The sequence below is a fragment of the Micromonospora rhizosphaerae genome (assembly GCF_900091465.1).
Classification (GTDB): domain Bacteria; phylum Actinomycetota; class Actinomycetes; order Mycobacteriales; family Micromonosporaceae; genus Micromonospora; species Micromonospora rhizosphaerae.
The window spans coordinates 300,015-315,971 of sequence record NZ_FMHV01000002.1; the positions used below are offsets into that span (position 1 = coordinate 300,015).

Annotated in this window: 12 protein-coding genes and 1 pseudogene; 7 read left to right on the forward strand and 6 right to left on the reverse strand. The window is 72.5% G+C overall.

The window, feature by feature from the left end; all coding sequences use genetic code 11:
• Window positions 1-10 precede the first annotated feature (10 nt).
• The gene (locus GA0070624_RS01515; RefSeq protein ID WP_091335947.1) at window positions 11-775 is read left to right on the forward strand and encodes an SDR family NAD(P)-dependent oxidoreductase; all 765 of its coding nucleotides are present in this window, start codon (window positions 11-13) and stop codon (window positions 773-775) included.
• 1 nt (window position 776) lies between these two features.
• The gene (locus tag GA0070624_RS01520; RefSeq protein WP_091335950.1) at window positions 777-1,565 is read left to right on the forward strand and encodes an SAM-dependent methyltransferase; all 789 of its coding nucleotides are present in this window, start codon (window positions 777-779) and stop codon (window positions 1,563-1,565) included.
• 113 nt (window positions 1,566-1,678) lie between these two features.
• Here the strand turns inward: GA0070624_RS01520 and GA0070624_RS01525 are convergent, their stop codons facing one another.
• Window positions 1,679-2,767 carry a UDP-N-acetylmuramate dehydrogenase gene (locus GA0070624_RS01525; protein ID WP_091335953.1) on the reverse strand — a complete coding sequence of 363 codons (1,089 nt, stop codon included), beginning with the start codon at window positions 2,765-2,767 and terminating at the stop codon, window positions 1,679-1,681.
• A 70-nt stretch (window positions 2,768-2,837) separates the two neighbouring features.
• On the opposite strand from GA0070624_RS01525, the gene GA0070624_RS01530 reads away from it, so the two are divergent.
• A complete protein-coding gene (locus tag GA0070624_RS01530) occupies window positions 2,838-3,596 on the forward strand; it encodes a maleylpyruvate isomerase family mycothiol-dependent enzyme (RefSeq protein WP_091335955.1) in 759 nt (252 codons plus the stop codon).
• Window positions 3,593-4,317: pseudogene (locus GA0070624_RS01535) on the forward strand (LacI family DNA-binding transcriptional regulator). Before GA0070624_RS01530 ends, GA0070624_RS01535 begins: the two are co-directional and overlap by 4 nt.
• A 51-nt stretch (window positions 4,318-4,368) precedes the next feature.
• On the opposite strand, the gene GA0070624_RS35495 reads toward GA0070624_RS01535, so the two are convergent.
• On the reverse strand, window positions 4,369-10,041 hold the full coding sequence (locus GA0070624_RS35495; protein WP_091335957.1) for a ThuA domain-containing protein: 5,673 nt from the start codon (window positions 10,039-10,041) through the stop codon (window positions 4,369-4,371).
• Window positions 10,042-10,237: 196 nt separating this feature from the next.
• Between GA0070624_RS35495 and GA0070624_RS01545 the strand changes: the two genes are divergently transcribed.
• Both GA0070624_RS01545 and GA0070624_RS01550 read left to right on the forward strand, forming a co-directional pair.
• Window positions 10,238-10,639, forward strand: a complete 402-nt coding sequence (locus GA0070624_RS01545; RefSeq protein WP_091347922.1) for a RidA family protein — start codon at window positions 10,238-10,240, stop codon at window positions 10,637-10,639.
• On the forward strand, window positions 10,636-11,529 hold the full coding sequence (locus tag GA0070624_RS01550) for a GNAT family N-acetyltransferase (RefSeq protein WP_245718619.1): 894 nt from the start codon (window positions 10,636-10,638) through the stop codon (window positions 11,527-11,529). Before GA0070624_RS01545 ends, GA0070624_RS01550 begins: the two co-directional genes overlap by 4 nt.
• Before the next feature lie 4 nt (window positions 11,530-11,533).
• Here GA0070624_RS01550 and GA0070624_RS01555 read toward each other — a convergent pair whose 3' ends face one another.
• The 3 genes from GA0070624_RS01555 to GA0070624_RS01565 all read right to left on the reverse strand — a co-directional run bounded on the left by GA0070624_RS01555 (window position 11,534) and on the right by GA0070624_RS01565 (window position 13,833).
• Window positions 11,534-12,049: an O-acetyl-ADP-ribose deacetylase gene (locus tag GA0070624_RS01555; protein ID WP_091335961.1), complete on the reverse strand. Its 516-nt coding sequence runs from the start codon at window positions 12,047-12,049 to the stop codon at window positions 11,534-11,536.
• A 1-nt stretch (window position 12,050) separates the two neighbouring features.
• Window positions 12,051-12,842, reverse strand: coding sequence for an EI24 domain-containing protein (locus GA0070624_RS01560; protein WP_091335963.1), 792 nt, complete (start codon window positions 12,840-12,842; stop codon window positions 12,051-12,053).
• Window positions 12,843-12,912: 70 nt separating this feature from the next.
• A complete protein-coding gene (locus GA0070624_RS01565) occupies window positions 12,913-13,833 on the reverse strand; it encodes an SDR family NAD(P)-dependent oxidoreductase (RefSeq protein ID WP_091335965.1) in 921 nt (306 codons plus the stop codon).
• Between the two features lie 131 nt (window positions 13,834-13,964).
• Here GA0070624_RS01565 and GA0070624_RS01570 point away from each other — a divergent pair, with 131 nt between their 5' ends.
• Window positions 13,965-15,029, forward strand: coding sequence for a helix-turn-helix transcriptional regulator (locus tag GA0070624_RS01570; RefSeq protein WP_091335967.1), 1,065 nt, complete (start codon window positions 13,965-13,967; stop codon window positions 15,027-15,029).
• Here the strand turns inward: GA0070624_RS01570 and GA0070624_RS01575 are convergent.
• Window positions 15,020-15,934: an SDR family oxidoreductase gene (locus tag GA0070624_RS01575; protein WP_091335969.1), complete on the reverse strand. Its 915-nt coding sequence runs from the start codon at window positions 15,932-15,934 to the stop codon at window positions 15,020-15,022. The genes GA0070624_RS01570 and GA0070624_RS01575 overlap by 10 nt on opposite strands.
• Window positions 15,935-15,957 lie beyond the last annotated feature (23 nt).

Consider the following 15,957-nt stretch of genomic DNA (forward strand, 5'->3'; position numbering starts at 1 on the left):
GAATGACCGGATGACCTCCGTCGCGATCGTCACCGGGGCGTCCAGCGGGATCGGCGCGGCCACCGCGCGCCGGCTGGCCGCCGAGGGTTTCCACGTGCTCGCCGCCGCGCGGCGTACCGACCGGCTGGCCGAACTGGTCGATGAGATCACCGCGGCCGGCGGCGCCGCCACCGCGGTGGCCTGCGACGTCACCTCCGACGAGTCGGTCGCCGGCCTGGCCGCGGCCGCCGCCGCGGCGCCCGGGCCGGTGACCCTGCTGGTCAACAACGCCGGCGGTGCCCGCGGCCTCGACCCCGTCGAGGCCGGCTCGGTGGGCGACTGGCAGTGGATGTACGACGTCAACGTGCTGGGCACGCTCCGGGTCACCCAGGCGCTGCTGCCCGCGCTGGAAGGCTCCGGCGCCGGCACCATCGTGATCGTCAGCTCCACCGCCGGCTTCGTGGTCTACGAGGGCGGGGGCGGCTACACCGCGGCCAAGCACGCGCAGACGGCGCTCGCCGGCACGCTCCGGCTGGAGCTCTGCGGGCGACCGATCCGGGTGATCGAGATCGACCCCGGGATGGTGAAGACCGAGGAGTTCGGCCTGGTCCGCTTCGACGGCGACGAGGATAAGGCCGCCGCCGTCTACGCCGGGGTGGCCGAGCCGCTGGTGGCCGAGGACATCGCCGACTGCATCGCCTGGTGCGCCACCCGCCCGCACCATGTCAACGTGGACCGGCTGGTGGTCCGCCCGCTGGCCCAGGCCGCCCAGCACAAGGTGCACCGGGTGAGCTGAGGTGACCCAACGCCGGCCGCTGGGCGTGGTCACCCGGGGAACGACGAACCCGAACCGGCTCCGCCGGGTGGACAACTGGATCGTCGAGACCTGCGGCGACACGTTGCGCGCGGCGGCCGACCCGCTGGTGGTCGACCTGGGTTACGGCGCCACCCCGATCACCACGGTCGAGCTGCGGGCCCGGCTGGCGGCCGGGGTCCGCGCCGACGTCCGGGTGGTCGGGCTGGAGATCGATCCGTTACGCGTCGCCGCCGCCCAGCCGGCCGCCGACCCGCCCGGGCTGACGTTCACCCGAGGCGGCTTCGAGCTGGCCGGCCTCCGCCCCGCCCTGGTCCGCGCGTTCAACGTCCTGCGGCAGTACGACGAGAGCGAGGTCGGCGCGGCCTGGCGGACGATGACCGACCGGCTGGCCCCGGGCGGGCTGCTGGTCGAGGGGACCTCCGACGAGCTGGGCCGGCTGGGAAGCTGGGTGCTGCTCGGCGCCGAGGGGCCCCGCACCCTGACCCTGGCGGCTCGCCTGGCGACGCTCGAGAGCCCGGCCCAGCTCGCCGAGCGGCTGCCCAAGGCGCTGATCCACCGCAACGTCCCCGGGGAGCGGATCCACGACCTGATCCGCGCCCTCGACGACGCCTGGCACGCCGCCGCCGGCTACGCCCCCTTCGGCCCCCGCCACCGCTGGGTCCAGGCCGTCACCGCCCTCAAGCAGTCCGGCTGGCCCGTCCTAAACCGCCCCCGCCGCTGGCGCCGCGGCGAACTAACCCTCCCCTGGCCCACCGTCTCCCCGCGCTGACCCCCGCCACGTCTCCCCGATCTTGCACTTCGGGTGCGCGGTTCGTGCCCTTCCGGGCGTTTTGCCCCCACCAAAAGCGCAAGATCGCGAGGGGGGTGGGGTTGGGGGTGGGGTCAGATGAGGCAGTTGATGAGGACGGGTTCGGGGTGGAGGGTGACGCCGAAGCGGTCGTGGACGGCGTCGCGGATCTCGCGGGCCAGGGTTACCAGGGCCTGGGTGCTGGCGGTGCCGCCTCGGTTGGTGAGGGCGAGGGTGTGCTTGCTGGAGATGGCGACCCCCTCCGGGCCGGGATGCCCCTTGGCGAAGCCGGCCTTGTCGATCAGCCAGGCGGCACTGACCTTCACCATGTCTCCCGGGCAGGGCCAGGACGGTGGCTCGGCCAGGTCGGCGGCGCGCTTGCGGAGCAGCTCAAATGCCGGGCGGTCCAGCACGGGATTGGTGAAGAACGAGCCGACCGACCGGGTGTCCGGGTCGGCCTCGTCGAGCACCATGCCCTTGCCCGCGCGCAGCCGCAGCACGATCGCCCGGGCGTCGGCCAGCGGCACCCGGTCGCCCACCTCGACGCCGAGCGCCCGGGCCAGCTCGGCGTAGCGCACCGGGCCGGAGATCGGCGAGCGGGCCAGCCGGAAGTCGACCGAGAGCACCACCCAGCGGTCGCTGTACTTGAAGATGCTGGACCGGTACGCGAAGCCGCAGTCCGCGGCGGCGACCCGGCCGACACTGCCGTCGGTGCGGTCGTACACCTGCACGCCGGTGATGGTCTCCGCCACCTCCTGGCCGTACGCGCCGACGTTCTGGATCGGGGTGGCGCCGGCGGAGCCGGGGATCCCGGAGAGGCACTCCAGGCCCGACCAGCCGTTCGCCAGCGTGGCGGCGACCAGATCGTCCCAGGGCTCGCCGGCCTCGACCCGTACGGTGACCGTGTCGGTGTCCTCGGCGACCACCCGGAAGCCGCGGGAGCGGACCAGGACCACCGTGCCGGGGAAGCCCTGGTCGCCGATCACCACGTTGCTGCCGCCGGCGAGGATCAGCACCGGCTCCTCCCGCCGCTCCGCCTCCTGCACCTTTTGTACGATCTCGTCGGCGCTGGCGCCGGTCGTCAACCGGGCCGCCGGGCCCCCCAGGCGCAGGGTGGTGTATCTCGCCAGCCCGGCCGCGGCGGGATCGGCTCCGGTTGTCGGTTGGGCGTAGACGTCTGACACGCCTTTCACCCTAGGCTGAGGGGTAGCCGCGGCACCCACCGGTGGCCCGGTCACCCCCGGGAGGATTGCGATGAGCAGACTGCACGGCACGAAGGAGTTCTGGATAGGAGCGCTCCGGACCGAGGGCCCCGCCTTCGCCGCCGCCGTAGCCGAGGCGCCGCCGGAGACACCGGTGCTCTCCTGTCCTGGCTGGACGGTCTCGGATCTCGCCCACCACCTCGCCCGGGTCTACGCCTGGGTTCGCGGCTTCGCGGGCTCCGGGACGACTGCGGCGCCGCCGCGCGGCTACCACGAGGAGCCGCCGGCGGGGCTCACCCCGGCCCAGTACTACCGGCAGGAGTACGACCAGCTGATGACCCTCTTCGACGGGCTCGACCCGGAGGCGCCGGCGTGGAACTGGGCGCCGCAGCCGAAGAGGGCCGGCTTCTGGGTGCGCCGGATGGCGCACGAGACGGCGGTCCACCGGTGGGACGCCCAGCTCGCCATCGCGGCGGGCGAGCCGATCGAGGCGAAGCTCGCCGCCGACGGGGTGAGCGAGGTGCTGGACACCTGGCTGCCCGGCGGTCGGCGCAGGACACCGGGCCAGTGGCACGGGGTGGTGCAGCTGAGCGCGCCCGACGCCCTCCAGGACTGGTACCTGCGGCTGCGGGGCGAGGGGGTCGCCCTGCTCGACACGGCCACCATCCTCGACCATGACGAGCACCACGCCCGGGTGCAGGTCACCGGCACCGCGAGCGACCTGTTGCTCGCCCTCTGGGGCCGGATCAGCTTCGACACCCTCGGGGTGAGCGGTGACCGGCGGCTGCTGGAGGGTCTCCGGGTCGGATGACGACGGCACAGCGACCGACCCTGGAGGCGGTGGCCCGACGGGCAGGGGTGCCCCGCGCCACGGTCTCCCGGGTGGTCAACGGCTCCACCACCGTCGCCGAGCCGATCCAGGAGGCGGTCCGCCAGGCGGTGGCGGAGCTCGGGTACGTCCCCAACCTCGCCGCCCGCAGCCTGGTCACCCAGCGCACCGACTCGATCGCCCTGGTCCTGCCCGAGGCGGCGGCCCGGGTCTTCTCCGACGACCAGGTCTTCCCGGGGATCATCCGCGGCGCGGCGCAGGAGCTGGAGGCGGCCGACAAGCAGCTCGTGCTGATGCTGGCCGGGTCGCCCGCCGGGCATGCCCGGGTGGAGCTGCGGCCGGCCTGCCGGGGCTGGTCGCGTTCGGCGACTTCACCCGGAAGTCCGGCACGGCGGCGATGCGTCAGCTGCTCGCCGAGCACCCGGACCTGGACGCGGTCTTCGCCGCCTCCGACCTGATGGCGCACGCCGCCCTGCGAACCCTGCGGGAGGCGGGACGGCGGGTTCCCGCGGACGTGGCGGTGGCCGGCTTCGACGACATCGAGACTGCGGCGTACACCGATCCGCCGCTGACCACGGTCCGGCAGCCGATAGTGGACATCGGCCGGCAGGGGACCCGGCAGCTGCTGCGGATGGTGGCCGGCGAGCCCGTCGAGCAGGCGCTGGTGCTGCCGACCGAGCTGGTGCTGCGCGAGTCGGCCTAGGGAAGGGCCGGGCCGGGGGTGCCATGGCACCCCCGATCCCGGCCGTTGAACTCAGCGACGGACAGCCCGGCCCGATGCGGCGGCCAGCCGCGCGATCACGGCATCCGCATCGCGTACCAGGACGGCTCGCACCTCGGCGTTCGGTACGGCCTGGGGGTCCCCGGCCAGGTTCTTGAACGCCTCCAGCTCCCGCACCGCCTGCTCCCTGAGCCCGCGGGAGTCGAACCTGCCGGCCTTGGCGAGTGGCTTCTGCAGTTCGGTCGCGCTCTGGTCGGAGAGCCAGCCGGTGGCCCGGAACCGGTCCACCAGGTTGCTCATGTCCGCAATGGACGTCGTCACGGCGAACGTGATCGACCGGGTCGACCGGTTACCCGCCTCGTCGGTCGCCACCACGGCGAGGGTGTGCTCGCCGAGCGACAGTTGATAGAGCGGCAGGAGGGTGTCGTCGAGGATGGGCTCGCCGTCTAGCGTCCCGACGATCGACTTCACCCCGGACGTGCCGTCGGTCGCCGAGAAGGTGATCCGCACATCCTGGCTGTCGCCGTACGTGACACCGGCCGCCACCCCGGAGAGCAGGACGCTCGGTGCCGTGCCATCGATCTTCAGTACGGCCGACTTCACGTCCTCGACGTTGCCCGCCCGGTCCGTCGCGCGGTACCGGAGGGTGTGCTCGCCGTCGCCCCGGACCTCGACGGAGTCCGTGTACGCGGTCCACGCCCCGCCGTCGAGCGAGTACTCGACCTTGGCCACCCCGGACGTCTGATCGGTGGCCGTGATCGTGACCGGCACCGAACCGGTGTGCCATCCGGCATCGCCCGCGGGGGCGAAGGCCGCGGCGGAGACCGGTGTGGTCCCGTCCAGCTTGAGCACCAGCTTCCGGATCGTCTCGCCGTTGCCCGAGAGGTCGACCGAGCGGTACTCCACCGTGTGCTCGCCGTCGCCGGCGACCGGGATCGGGCCGGTGTAGGCGGTCCAGTCACCGCCGGTCCGGTACTCGGTCCGCGCCACCCCGCTGTCGGCGTCGGTGGCCGTCAGCGCCACCGTGACGTCGGAGCGGTACCAGCCGTTGGCACCGTCGGGCTCGCCCGGCACCGTCTTCGCCGTCGTGGTGGGTGCGGTGGTGTCCGCCGGCAACTCCTTGACCCGGACGTTGCGGAAGGAGACGTCGTCCCCGTCGCCGTGGTTCTGGATGCCGATGTAGCTGGGCGCCTGCATCCGCGCCGGGTCGGTGTTGACGTACTGGTTGATCTTCGTGCCGTTCAGGTAGACGACGATGCTCTGCCCCCGCACGACGATCTCGTACGAGTTCCACTGGCCCGGGGGCCTGAGCGCGGCGTCCCGGGCGGCCAGGTCCGCTGACTGGAAGCTGTAGATCGCTCCGGTCGTCTTCTCCGGCGCGTCCGTCGCGTCGATCTGGATCTCGTAGCCCTTGTTGACCGCCAGCCACGGGTCGTTGCCCGGGTTCGGGAACCCGACGAAGACCCCGGAGTTGTCATCCCCGGCCAGCTTCCAGTCGAGCTTCAGGCTGTAGTCGGTGAAGCTCTGGTCGTACCAGTAGAGCCCCAGCCCGCCGTACGACAGCAGCGTGCAGTCGGAGGCGTGCAGGAAGCCGCCCGGGCCGGCCTGCTTCCACTTGGACAGGCTCGGCGAGGTGCCGTCGAAGAGGCTGGTGTAGCCGGCCTCCGGGGTGGTCGGTGCGCAGGCGTTCTGCGGCGCATCGTCGAGCCGGAACGAGTCGAACGACGCCGGGTTGCCGGTGCCGTTGAAGGCGGCGACGCCGACCTTCGGGTTCGGGATGGCGGAGATGGCCCGCGGTCGCCCGACGTTCGTCCACTGCTCACCGTCGGTCGAGTACGCCGCGGTCAGCGTCCGGCCGTCGCTGGTGACCCTCATCCAGACCGTGTGCGGGAAGTCCACGGCCAGGTTGGGCGAGCGGTCGATGGCGCCGCCGTCGATCGGCGAGCCGTTCTGCTGGTGGATGAACTCGAAGTTGCGCACCCCGCTGTCGGTCCTGATGAACGAGAACTTGATGAAGTTCGCGTCGTCACCGTGGACGATGAGGCCCGCCTGCTCCCAGGCGTCCGTGTGATCGACGGTCACCTTGGTCACGGCCTGCCACGCCCCGGCCGGAACGTCCTGCAGCAGGATGTTCTTCGCGTCGGTGCCGCCGCCGTACATGTCACCGGCGAGCGCGTCGATCTGGAGCGACCCGCCGACCAGCCGGTAGTGCGCGGGATCCTCGCGCAGCACCGTCCACCGGCACCGGTCGATGACCTCGCCCGTGAAGTCGTCGTCCGGGTTCACCTCGGCGGAGGGGTCTGCACACGGCGGGGCCACGCGGTAAGTGTTCACCTTGACGGTGGCGGACGCGGCGAGTCCGGACGGATCGGTCGCGGTCACCTTCGCGGTGTACAGGCCGGCGGTGGTGTAGGTGTGCGTCGGGTTCTGCTCGGTCGAGGTCGTCCCGTCGCCGAACTCCCAGGCGTAGCCGAGCGAGTCACCGTCCCGGTCGTCACCGTTCGCCGTGAAGTGCACGGTCGCCGGGACCTGTCCCGCGGTGACGTCGGCCGAGGCCGTCACCTCGGGGCGGGTGCTGGACGCCACGCCCTTGCCGTGGAAGGTGAACGCGTCGACATCGAAGAGCCCGCCGCCGGAGCCCTTGAACACCAGGTAGAGCCGGTGCGTGCCACCGGGGTCGGTGACCGGGACGACCGGGCTGTCGACGTAGTTGTCCCAGCCGCCGGTGTTCGACACGGCCATGCTGGCGACCAGGGGTCCGTTCGGCGCGTCCATCCGGAACTCGAGGGTGCCACCCCCGCCTCCGGAGGAGAGCCGGGCCTGGACGCCGGTGATCCCGGTGAGGTTGTACGTGTCGAACGCGATCCAGTCCCCATTGTCGATGTATCCGACGCGCTTGCCACCGTGCGCGCCGCCCGCGTCGACGACCTGGATGCCGTTGGCCTCGCTGAAGTGCTCAGCCTGCCGGACGCGCGGCTGGAGGACCAGCCGGGTCTGCCCGGTGAGCGGTGGTACGCCGCCCGCGCCCTTGTCGGTGTAGGTCGCGGCGAACACGCCGTAGAGATTTGCGTCCGCGCTGTGGCCGTCCTCGGCCACGGTGTCGAGCACCCCCTCGCAGGCGTGCGCCTGGGCCAGCCCGTGGCTGTGGGTGTCGTGACCGAGGGCGTAGTCGATCTGCACGGTCCCGCAGTCGATCTCGCCGTCCTCCGGGTCGGTGACGGTCGCCTTGAACGGCACCCGGTCACCGAACTGGAACACGCCGCCGGCCGGCGGCGCGGCGAACTCGACGCGCGGCGCGGTGTTGCCGACCGTGATCTGCACGGTCACCGTCCCGGCGGTGCCCGCCTGGTCGGTCAGGGTCAGCCGGGCGGTGAACTGCCCCGTGGTGGTGTAGGTGAACGCCGGGTCCGGCTCGGTCGAGTCGACCGTGCCGTCGTCGGTGAAGTCCCACGCGTAGGTGAAGGAGTCCCCGGGGTCCGGGTCGCGCGAGCCCGCCGAGGAGAAGGCGACGGTCAGCGGGGCCGCTCCGGAGGTCGGGTTGGCGCCGACCACGGGGATCGGGGCGCGCTTGCCCTTGACGTAGTCGATCCGGTAGACGGCCGAGTCGGGAGCGCCACCGAAGTAGCCGCTGCCGTAGTCGAGGACGTAGAGGGAGCCGTCCGGGCCGAACTCGATGTCCATCGGCCGGACCACCTGCTCGGGGAACGGGTTGATGGTCATCGGTTGCCCGGCGCCGTCCATGACGATGTTCTTGATCCAGCCGCGCCCCCAGTCGCCGGCGAAGAAGGTCCCGTCGTAGTAGGCCGGGAACTTCGTGTCCGACTTGAGCTCCGGGTCGTAGCGGTAGACCGGCCCGCCCATCGGCGACTCGCTGCCGGTGCCGAACTCGGGCACCGACCCGTCGTCGTACGCGATCCACGCCGGCTGCGCCGCCGGCAGGTCCTGCTTGCCGGTGTTGTGCGGCGAGGTGTTCCGCGGTGCGGCGCAGTCGAACTTCGGCCCGGAGGCCCCGGTGGCGAAGTCGTAGTCGTTGTACGGGAGGTTCGGGCCGACGCAGTACGGCCAGCCGTAGTTCCCGGGGGCGCGGATCTGGTTGAACTCCACCATCCCGGCCGGCCCGCGGTTCGGGTCGGCGGCCCCGGCGTCCGGGCCGTACTCGCCGAGGTAGAGCCAGCCGGTCTTCGGGTCCACCTTGAAGCGGAACGGGTTACGGAATCCCATCGCGTAGATCTCGGGCCGGGTTCCGGCGGTGCCGGCCGGGAAGAGGTTGCCGTCCGGGGCCTGGTAGCTGCCGTCCGCGGCCACCTTGATGCGCAGCACCTTGCCGCGCAGGTCGTTCGGGTTGGCCGAGGAGCGCTGCGCGTCGTAGGCCGGGTTGCGGGTGGCGCGCTCGTCGATCGGGCTGTAGCCGTTGGAGGCGAAGGGGTTGGTGTCGTCGCCGGTCGAGAGGTAGAGGTTACCGGCCGCGTCGAAGGCGATGTCACCGCCGGCGTGGCAGCAGATGCCCCGGTTCGCCGGCACATCGAGGACCTTATGCTCGCTCGCCAGGTCCAGAGTGCCGCCGGCGAGCTTGAACCGGGACAGCCGGTTCACGCCGTCGAAACGCGCGAAGTCCGCGCTCGTACCGTCGTTCGGCGCGTCACCCTCCGGTGTGGTGAGTGGTGGTGCGTAGTAGAGGTAGATCCACCCGTTGCTGGCGAAGTTCGGATCCACCCCGATACCCTGCAGGCCGTCCTCGTCGTGGTTGTAGACCGGGATCCGGCCGGCGAGGCTGGTCGAGCCGTCCGGCGTGGTGAGGAACACCCGGCCGTCCCGGGAGGTGTGCAGCACCCGCCGGTCGGGCAGCACCGCGAGGTTCATCGGCTCGCCGGTGGTGTCCGCACCCTTGGCGAGGGTGACCTGCGCGAAGTTGTCGTCGACGGTCGCGCCGCAGTCGGCCGGCACGGCACCGGCGGCCGTCCGGATGCCGCCGAGCAGGTGCTCGAGGAAGGCCGGCTCCGAGTACGAGGCGTCGGTGTGGCCGCCGCCGGTGTACCAGGACCGACCACCGTCGTACTGCTGGCACCAGGCGATCGGGTGGCTCGGGCCCATCGCGCCCGCTCCCGCGCTGTACGTCCGCTCGTCCAGCGTGGCCAGCACGTGCACCTTGCCGCGCGGGTCGGAGCGGTAGTTGTACCACTCGTCGGTGCGGGTCCACCGGTCCGGCAGGGGCTCGGTGGACGGGTGCACATGGTCGTCCACCCGCACCGCGGCCTGCTGGATGGCCGGGTGGGAGTTGAAGTACGCGCCGACGAGCTTGCCGTACCACGGCCAGTCGTACTCGGTGTCCGAGGCGGCGTGCACCCCGGCGTAGCCACCGCCGTGGCGGATGTACCGCTCGAAGGCCGACTGCTGCTCGGCATTGAGCACGTCGCCGGTGGTCGAGAGCCAGACAACCACGTCGTACCGGGCGAGATTCGCGTCCGTGAACGCCCCGGCGTCCTCCGTCGCGTCCACCGCGAAGTTGTTCTCCTGCCCGAGTTTCTGGATCGCCGCGATGCCCACCGGGATCGAGCCGTGCCGGAACCCCGCGGTCTTCGAGAAGACCAGGGCGCGGAAGCTCGGTTCGGCTGCCGACGCCGGCGTCGACAGGGCGCCGGCTATGGGCAGCGCCAGCAGCGCACCCAGCGCTGCCGACAGCAGACGGCGTAGCGGTTGTCCGGACACACCAGCCTCCAGTTCCCCAACCGATCGACCAACTTCTAACCGGACGATAATGGCCACGCGGAGCAAAGAACAGCTTTCGAGGACAGAAGTTCTGATGTTGAGGTCCTAACTTTTTCCGACTCACGCGAAAGTCGCCCGGGCGTTAACGGCTCGCGCGTTCGGGGCAGCGGCGGCTACGGTCGCGGTCGTGACCGCCGTGCAGCTGATCCGCGCGCCCCAACTCTCCGACGTCGCCGAGTACGCGTACGCGGCCGATGTCGTGCCGCCGGCCCGGCTGGTCTTCACCGCCGGCGCCTGCCCGCTGGACGCCGAGGGCCGCACCGTCGCTCCGGGCGACCCGGCCGCCCAGGCCCGCCAGGTGATGGCCAACCTGACCACCGCACTGGCCGCCGCCAGGGCCGGGCTCGCCGACGTCGTCAAGACCACGGTGTACGTGGCCAGCACCGACCGCGCCGACCTGGTGGCCGTCTGGGAGGTGGTCCGGGACGTCTTCGGCGACCACGATCCGCCCAGCACCCTGCTCGGGGTGACCGTGCTCGGCTACCCCGACCAGCTCGTCGAGGTCGAGGCCGTCGCCGCAGTCCGGGACGCCGCGTGATCCGTTCCGCCCGCCCCGCGGACGCGCCCGCAGTGGTGGCGCTGCGTGCGCTGGTGTACCCGTACCTGGTGCGCGGGGTCGAGTCGACCCGCCAGATGATCGCCGAACCGCCGCCCGGCGAGGAGTGGACCGCGTTCGTGGCCGAGGTCGGCGGCCAGGTGGCCGGCTGGGTCTCGGCCTACCGGAACGGCCGTACGTCCGAGGCGGACTTCGGCGAAATCTCCCTGCTTCACGTCCACCCGCAGTATCGCGGCCAAGGCGTCGGCTTCGCGCTGCTGGGCGAGGCGCTCGGCCATCTCCGTCCGCTGGGGATCCGCCGGGTGCGGACCTGGGTGCTGACGGAGTCGCTCCCGTTCGCGCGGCGGCACGGCTTCACGCCGAGCCGGGAGCTGCGCTACTCCGCGCTCGACCTGCGGGCGACGCCGCCGCTGCCGGACGCCCCGGACGGAGTGCGGCTACTGCCGCTGGCCGGGCTCGATCCGCGCCGGCTGCACACCGCCTACGTCGCGGCCTCCTCCGACGAGCCGGGCGACACGCCCTCCGACGCGCTCGGCTACGAGAACTGGCGCTACGAGGTCTGGGACAACCTCGGGCTGGACCGGGAGGCCAGCGTGGCCGTCGAGGTCGACGGGGCGTTGGTCGCCTTCAGCCTGGTCAAGCGGGATGACGACCGGATGTGGTCGGACATGACAGCTACCCTGCCGGCATACCGTGGACGAGGGCTGGCTCGGCTGGCCAAGCTCGCCGCGCTGCACCGCGCCCACGCCGGCGGGATCAACTGCGCCTACACCTCGAACGACGAGTCCAACGCCCCGATGCTCGCGATCAACGAGCGGCTCGGCTACCGGCCGGTGGCGACCCAGTGGTCGTGCCTGCGGCAGCTCAACTGACGGGTCAGCCGGCGGCGGCGACCCGCTCGGCGGTCGCGTACGTGTCGGCGCCGAAGAGCACCAGCCGGGCCTCGGTGACGTTCGTCGGGGAGGCCGGGCGCAGCACGCAGAGCGCCTGACGGACCGCGTCCTCGACCGGCCAGCCGTAGACGCCGGCGGAGATCAGCGGGAACGCCACGGTGGCCGCGCCCAGCTCGTCGGCGATCCGCAGGCCGTTGGCGTAGCAGTCGCGCAGCAGCGCGGACCGGTCCTCGCTCGCCGACCAGACCGGCCCGACGGTGTGGATCACCCAGCGAGCCGGCAGGTTGCCGGCGGTGGTGGCCACCGCCTCGCCGGTGGGCAGGCCTCCGCCGTACCGGGAGGCGCGCAGCGCCCGGCACTCCTCGAGGATCACCGGCCCGCCCTTGCGGTGGATCGCACCGTCCACTCCCCCGCCGCCGAGCAGCGACGAGTTGGCCGCGTTGACGACCGCGTCCACCTGCTGGGCGGTGATGTCCCCCTGGATCAGGGTGATCTCCATGTCAGCGCTCCTCGATGGACTGGCCGAGTGACCGGCGGGCGAGCAGGGTGGCCCCGGCCACGGCGGCGGGCATGACCAGCACCGCGCCGAGCGGGATCAGGAAGCAGACGAAGACGGCCACGCCGAAGCCGAGCGTGGTGGGCCGGTCCGCCTTCAGCAGCGAGCGGCGGTCCGGCAGCCGCATCCCCCGCCGGTAGAAGGGCGCGCCCACCAGCTCCAGGGACAGGAACCAGCCGCCCACGGCCGCGCCGATCACCGGTACGACGGTCTGGCCCACCACCGGGAGGAAGCCGGCCGCGAAGAGCGGGATGCCGACCAGCGCCGAGATCGCCACCAGCCGCACCGAGTCGGCGATGCTGCGGCGCAGCGACGCCCAGAACGACACCTCCACGGCGCCCGGGGTCCCGCCGTACCGCTCCTCGACCCGCTCGGAGATCTTCTCGTAGAACGGGTCACCGATCACCAGGGTGACCGCGGTGAAGGTGACCACCGCGAGCAGGCCGCCCAGCCCCAGGAACGCCGGCCCGGCGATCACCCGGACCAGGCCGCGCGGGGTCGCAGACCAGTCATCGGCGAACGGGGTGACCAGCGCGGCGAGGTCGTCCACGAAGTACACCAGGGTGGCGAACGCGGCGACGAAGAGCGCACCGGAGATGAGCGCCGGCAGCACGCCCAGCAGCATCAGGCCGGGGCTGCGCACGTACAGGCCGATGCCGCGCAGCAGCAGCCCGGCGCCGGAGAGGAACCGGCCGACGGCACCGACGACCGGGGCGGCGAGGCGGGGTGCGTTCACGACCGCAGAGCCTAGGGCCTGTGTCAAGGTCGGTGAGGCGTCCGTTCAATCCGGTGCCGCGGGTTCCGGATCAAGACGCCACGTCCGTTGCGATGGTCCAGAGCCGTTCGGCGGTTTCCGGGTCCACGGCGTACGCGGCGACCCCGGCGGGCACGCCGGTCGGCCGCTCCCGGACCACCGGTGCCTCATTGCAGTCCTCGAAGTAGCGGCCGCCAACGCCGGTCAGCAGCGGTGAGGCGGCCACCAGCACCGAGGTCGCGGCGCCCTGGGCGGGGGTCTTGTGGAGCTCGGGTGGCGACTGCAACCCGCCCATGTACTTCTGCAGCTTGGTAGCGACAGCGCCCGGGTGTACCGCGTTGGCGAGGATGCCCTCGCCCGCCCAGCGGCGGGTCGCCTCGACGGCGAGGAGCACATTGGCGGTCTTCGACTCGGCGTACGCGCCGATGGGGTCGTAGGGGCGGGAGTGGCAGTCGAGGTCGTCGAGGACGGCTGGGGCGAAGAGATGGGCGTTGGAGCTGACCGAGACGATCCGCGCCCCGTCGGCCCGCGACAGGGCGTCGTGCAGTCCGACGGTCAGCGCGAAGTGCCCGAGGAAGTTGACCCCGAACTGCATCTCATGGCCCTGCGGGGTACGGGTGAGCTCCGGCAGGGCCATGATCCCGGCGTTGTTGACCAGCATGTGCAGCGGCCCCTGCCAAGCGTCGACGAACTCGCGGACCGACGTGAGGTCGGCCAGGTCAAGGGGGGCGGCGGTGACTTCTGGATTGCCGGTCGACCGGGCGATCTCGGCCGCGTTCACGTTCCCCGCCTCGACGTTGCGCACGGGGAGGACGACGGCGGCGCCGGCGCGGGCCAGGGCCCGGGCGGTCTCTCTACCGACGCCGGAGGCGGCGCCGGTGACCACGGCACGGGTGCCGGTCAGGTCCACGCCGGCCAGGACGTCATCGGCGGTCGAGGCGAATCCGAATGGTGTCGTCAAGGTTTGCGTCATGGCTCGATGATGCGGCGAGTCATCACCGACAGTGAGGATCTCGCTGGTACTGGTACCGGCAGGGACAGGATCCGCGGCCACCGCCGGGTACCCGGACTGGCGACGGGGCAGCCGCGGGGCAGGATGGATCGGTGCGCGCGTCCCGGCTGATCTCGCTGGTCCTGCTCCTGCAGTCGCGGGAGACGATGACCGCGACCGCACTGGCCCGGGAGCTGGAGGTCTCCGAGCGGACGGTCTACCGGGACGTGCTGGCGCTCTCCGCCGCCGGGGTGCCGGTCTACGCCGATCGCGGCCGGGCCGGCGGCTACCGTCTGCTCGGCGGCTACCGCACCCGGCTGACCGGGCTGACCCGGGACGAGGCGGAGGCGCTCTTCCTGGCCGGGCTGCCCGGTCCGGCCGGCGACATGGGGTTGGCCGACGCGGTGGCGGCCGCCGAGCTGAAGGTGCTGGCCGCACTGCCGCCGAGCCTGCGGGACGCGCCCGCCCGCACGGGACAGCGGTTCCACCTGGACGTCCCGGGCTGGTTCCGGGAGGCCGGGCCGCCGCCGTGGCTGACCGAGTTGGCCCGGGCGGTCTGGCGCGACCGGGTGGTGGAGCTGCGCTACCGGCGCGGTGGGCGGGAGGTGGCCCGCTCGGTGCAGCCGTACGGGCTGGTCCTCAAGAGCGGAACCTGGTACCTGGTCGGCCGGGTCGGCGCGGACGTGCGCACCTACCGGGTGGACCGGGTGGTCGGCGTCGAGGTGGGCGAGGAGACCTTCGACCGGGGCGAGGGCTTCGACCTGGCCGGGTACTGGCGGGAGCAGGCCGAGGCGTTCCTCCGGGGCATGTTCACCGAACGGGTCACCGTCCGGCTCAGCCCCGCCGGCCTGCGGGCGCTGCGCTGGGCGGCGGAGGCCCGTTTCGCGTACGACGAGGCGGTGGCCGCCGCCGGCGAGCCCGACGGGCAGGGGTGGGTGGTGACCCGCCTGCCCGTCGAGTCCGTGCCCGTGGCGTACGACGTGCTGCTCCGGCTCGGCCCGGAGGTGGAGGTGCTCGACCCGCCGGAGCTGCGAGCCCGCTTCGCCGAGGCGGCACGACGGTCGGCAGCGCTCTACGCCGCCGGCGACCCGCGGGACGCGTCGGCACCGGACGGGTCGGCCATGGCCGCGCCGGACGCGTCGCGCACCGCCGCGGTGGACGGGCCGGGTCAGCGGTAGCCGGTGTCGTCCGCCGGCTTCCCGGCCGCGATCACCTCCTCGTGGTAGCGGAAGAAGTCCGGGCGGGTGCCGTCGAGGTCGGTGAAGCCGTACACCTGGGCGAGCCCGCCGGCGTGGACGGACCGGCCGTTCCAGCGGGCCCGGTCTGGGTCGGCGGCGAGGGCGGCCACCGCGCGCCCGACGAAGGCCGGCGTCTCCGACATGACGAAGTGCGGGTCCTTGGCCGCGCCGTCCCGCCAGTTGGCCTCGGTGACGCCGAAGTGCTCCAGCATCGCCTCGGAGCGCAGCCAGCCGGGGGTGAGCGCCACCGCGGTGCAGCCGTGCGGCGCCAACTCCTTCGCCTGGGCGAAGGCGAGCCGGTTGACCGAGACCTTGGCCAGGTCGTAGAAGACGGACTCCCGGTAGTTGGCGTCGTTGTAGTCGTTGGTGCCGTCCCCCATCTCCACCACCAGTCCGCCCGGCCGGCGGATGAGCAGCGGCAGGGCGAAGTGGCTGGTGATGATGTGCGTGTCGATCGCCAGCCGCAGGGTGCGGAGGCCCTGGTCCAGCGGCTGCTCCCAGACCGGCCGGTGCCAGGTGGTCAACGGATCGCCGCCCCAGATGTCGTTCACCAGCACGTCGAGACGGCCCTGCTCGGAGTCGATCCGGTCGACCAGGCGGCGTACCTGATCGGGGTCCAGGTGGTCGACGGCGATGCCGATGCCGGTGCCGCCCGCGGCGGTGACCAGTTCGGCGGTCTCCTCGATGGTCTCCGGCCGGTTCATCTCGGACCGGCGTTCCCGGGTGCTGCGGCCGGTGGCATAGACGGTGGCCCCGGCCGCGCCGAGCTGGACGGCGATCTGCCGGCCCGCGCCCCGGGTCGCCCCGGCGACGAGCGCGATCTTCCCTGTCAGCGGTTTCCTCATGGGGTCAAAGGCTGTCAGCAATA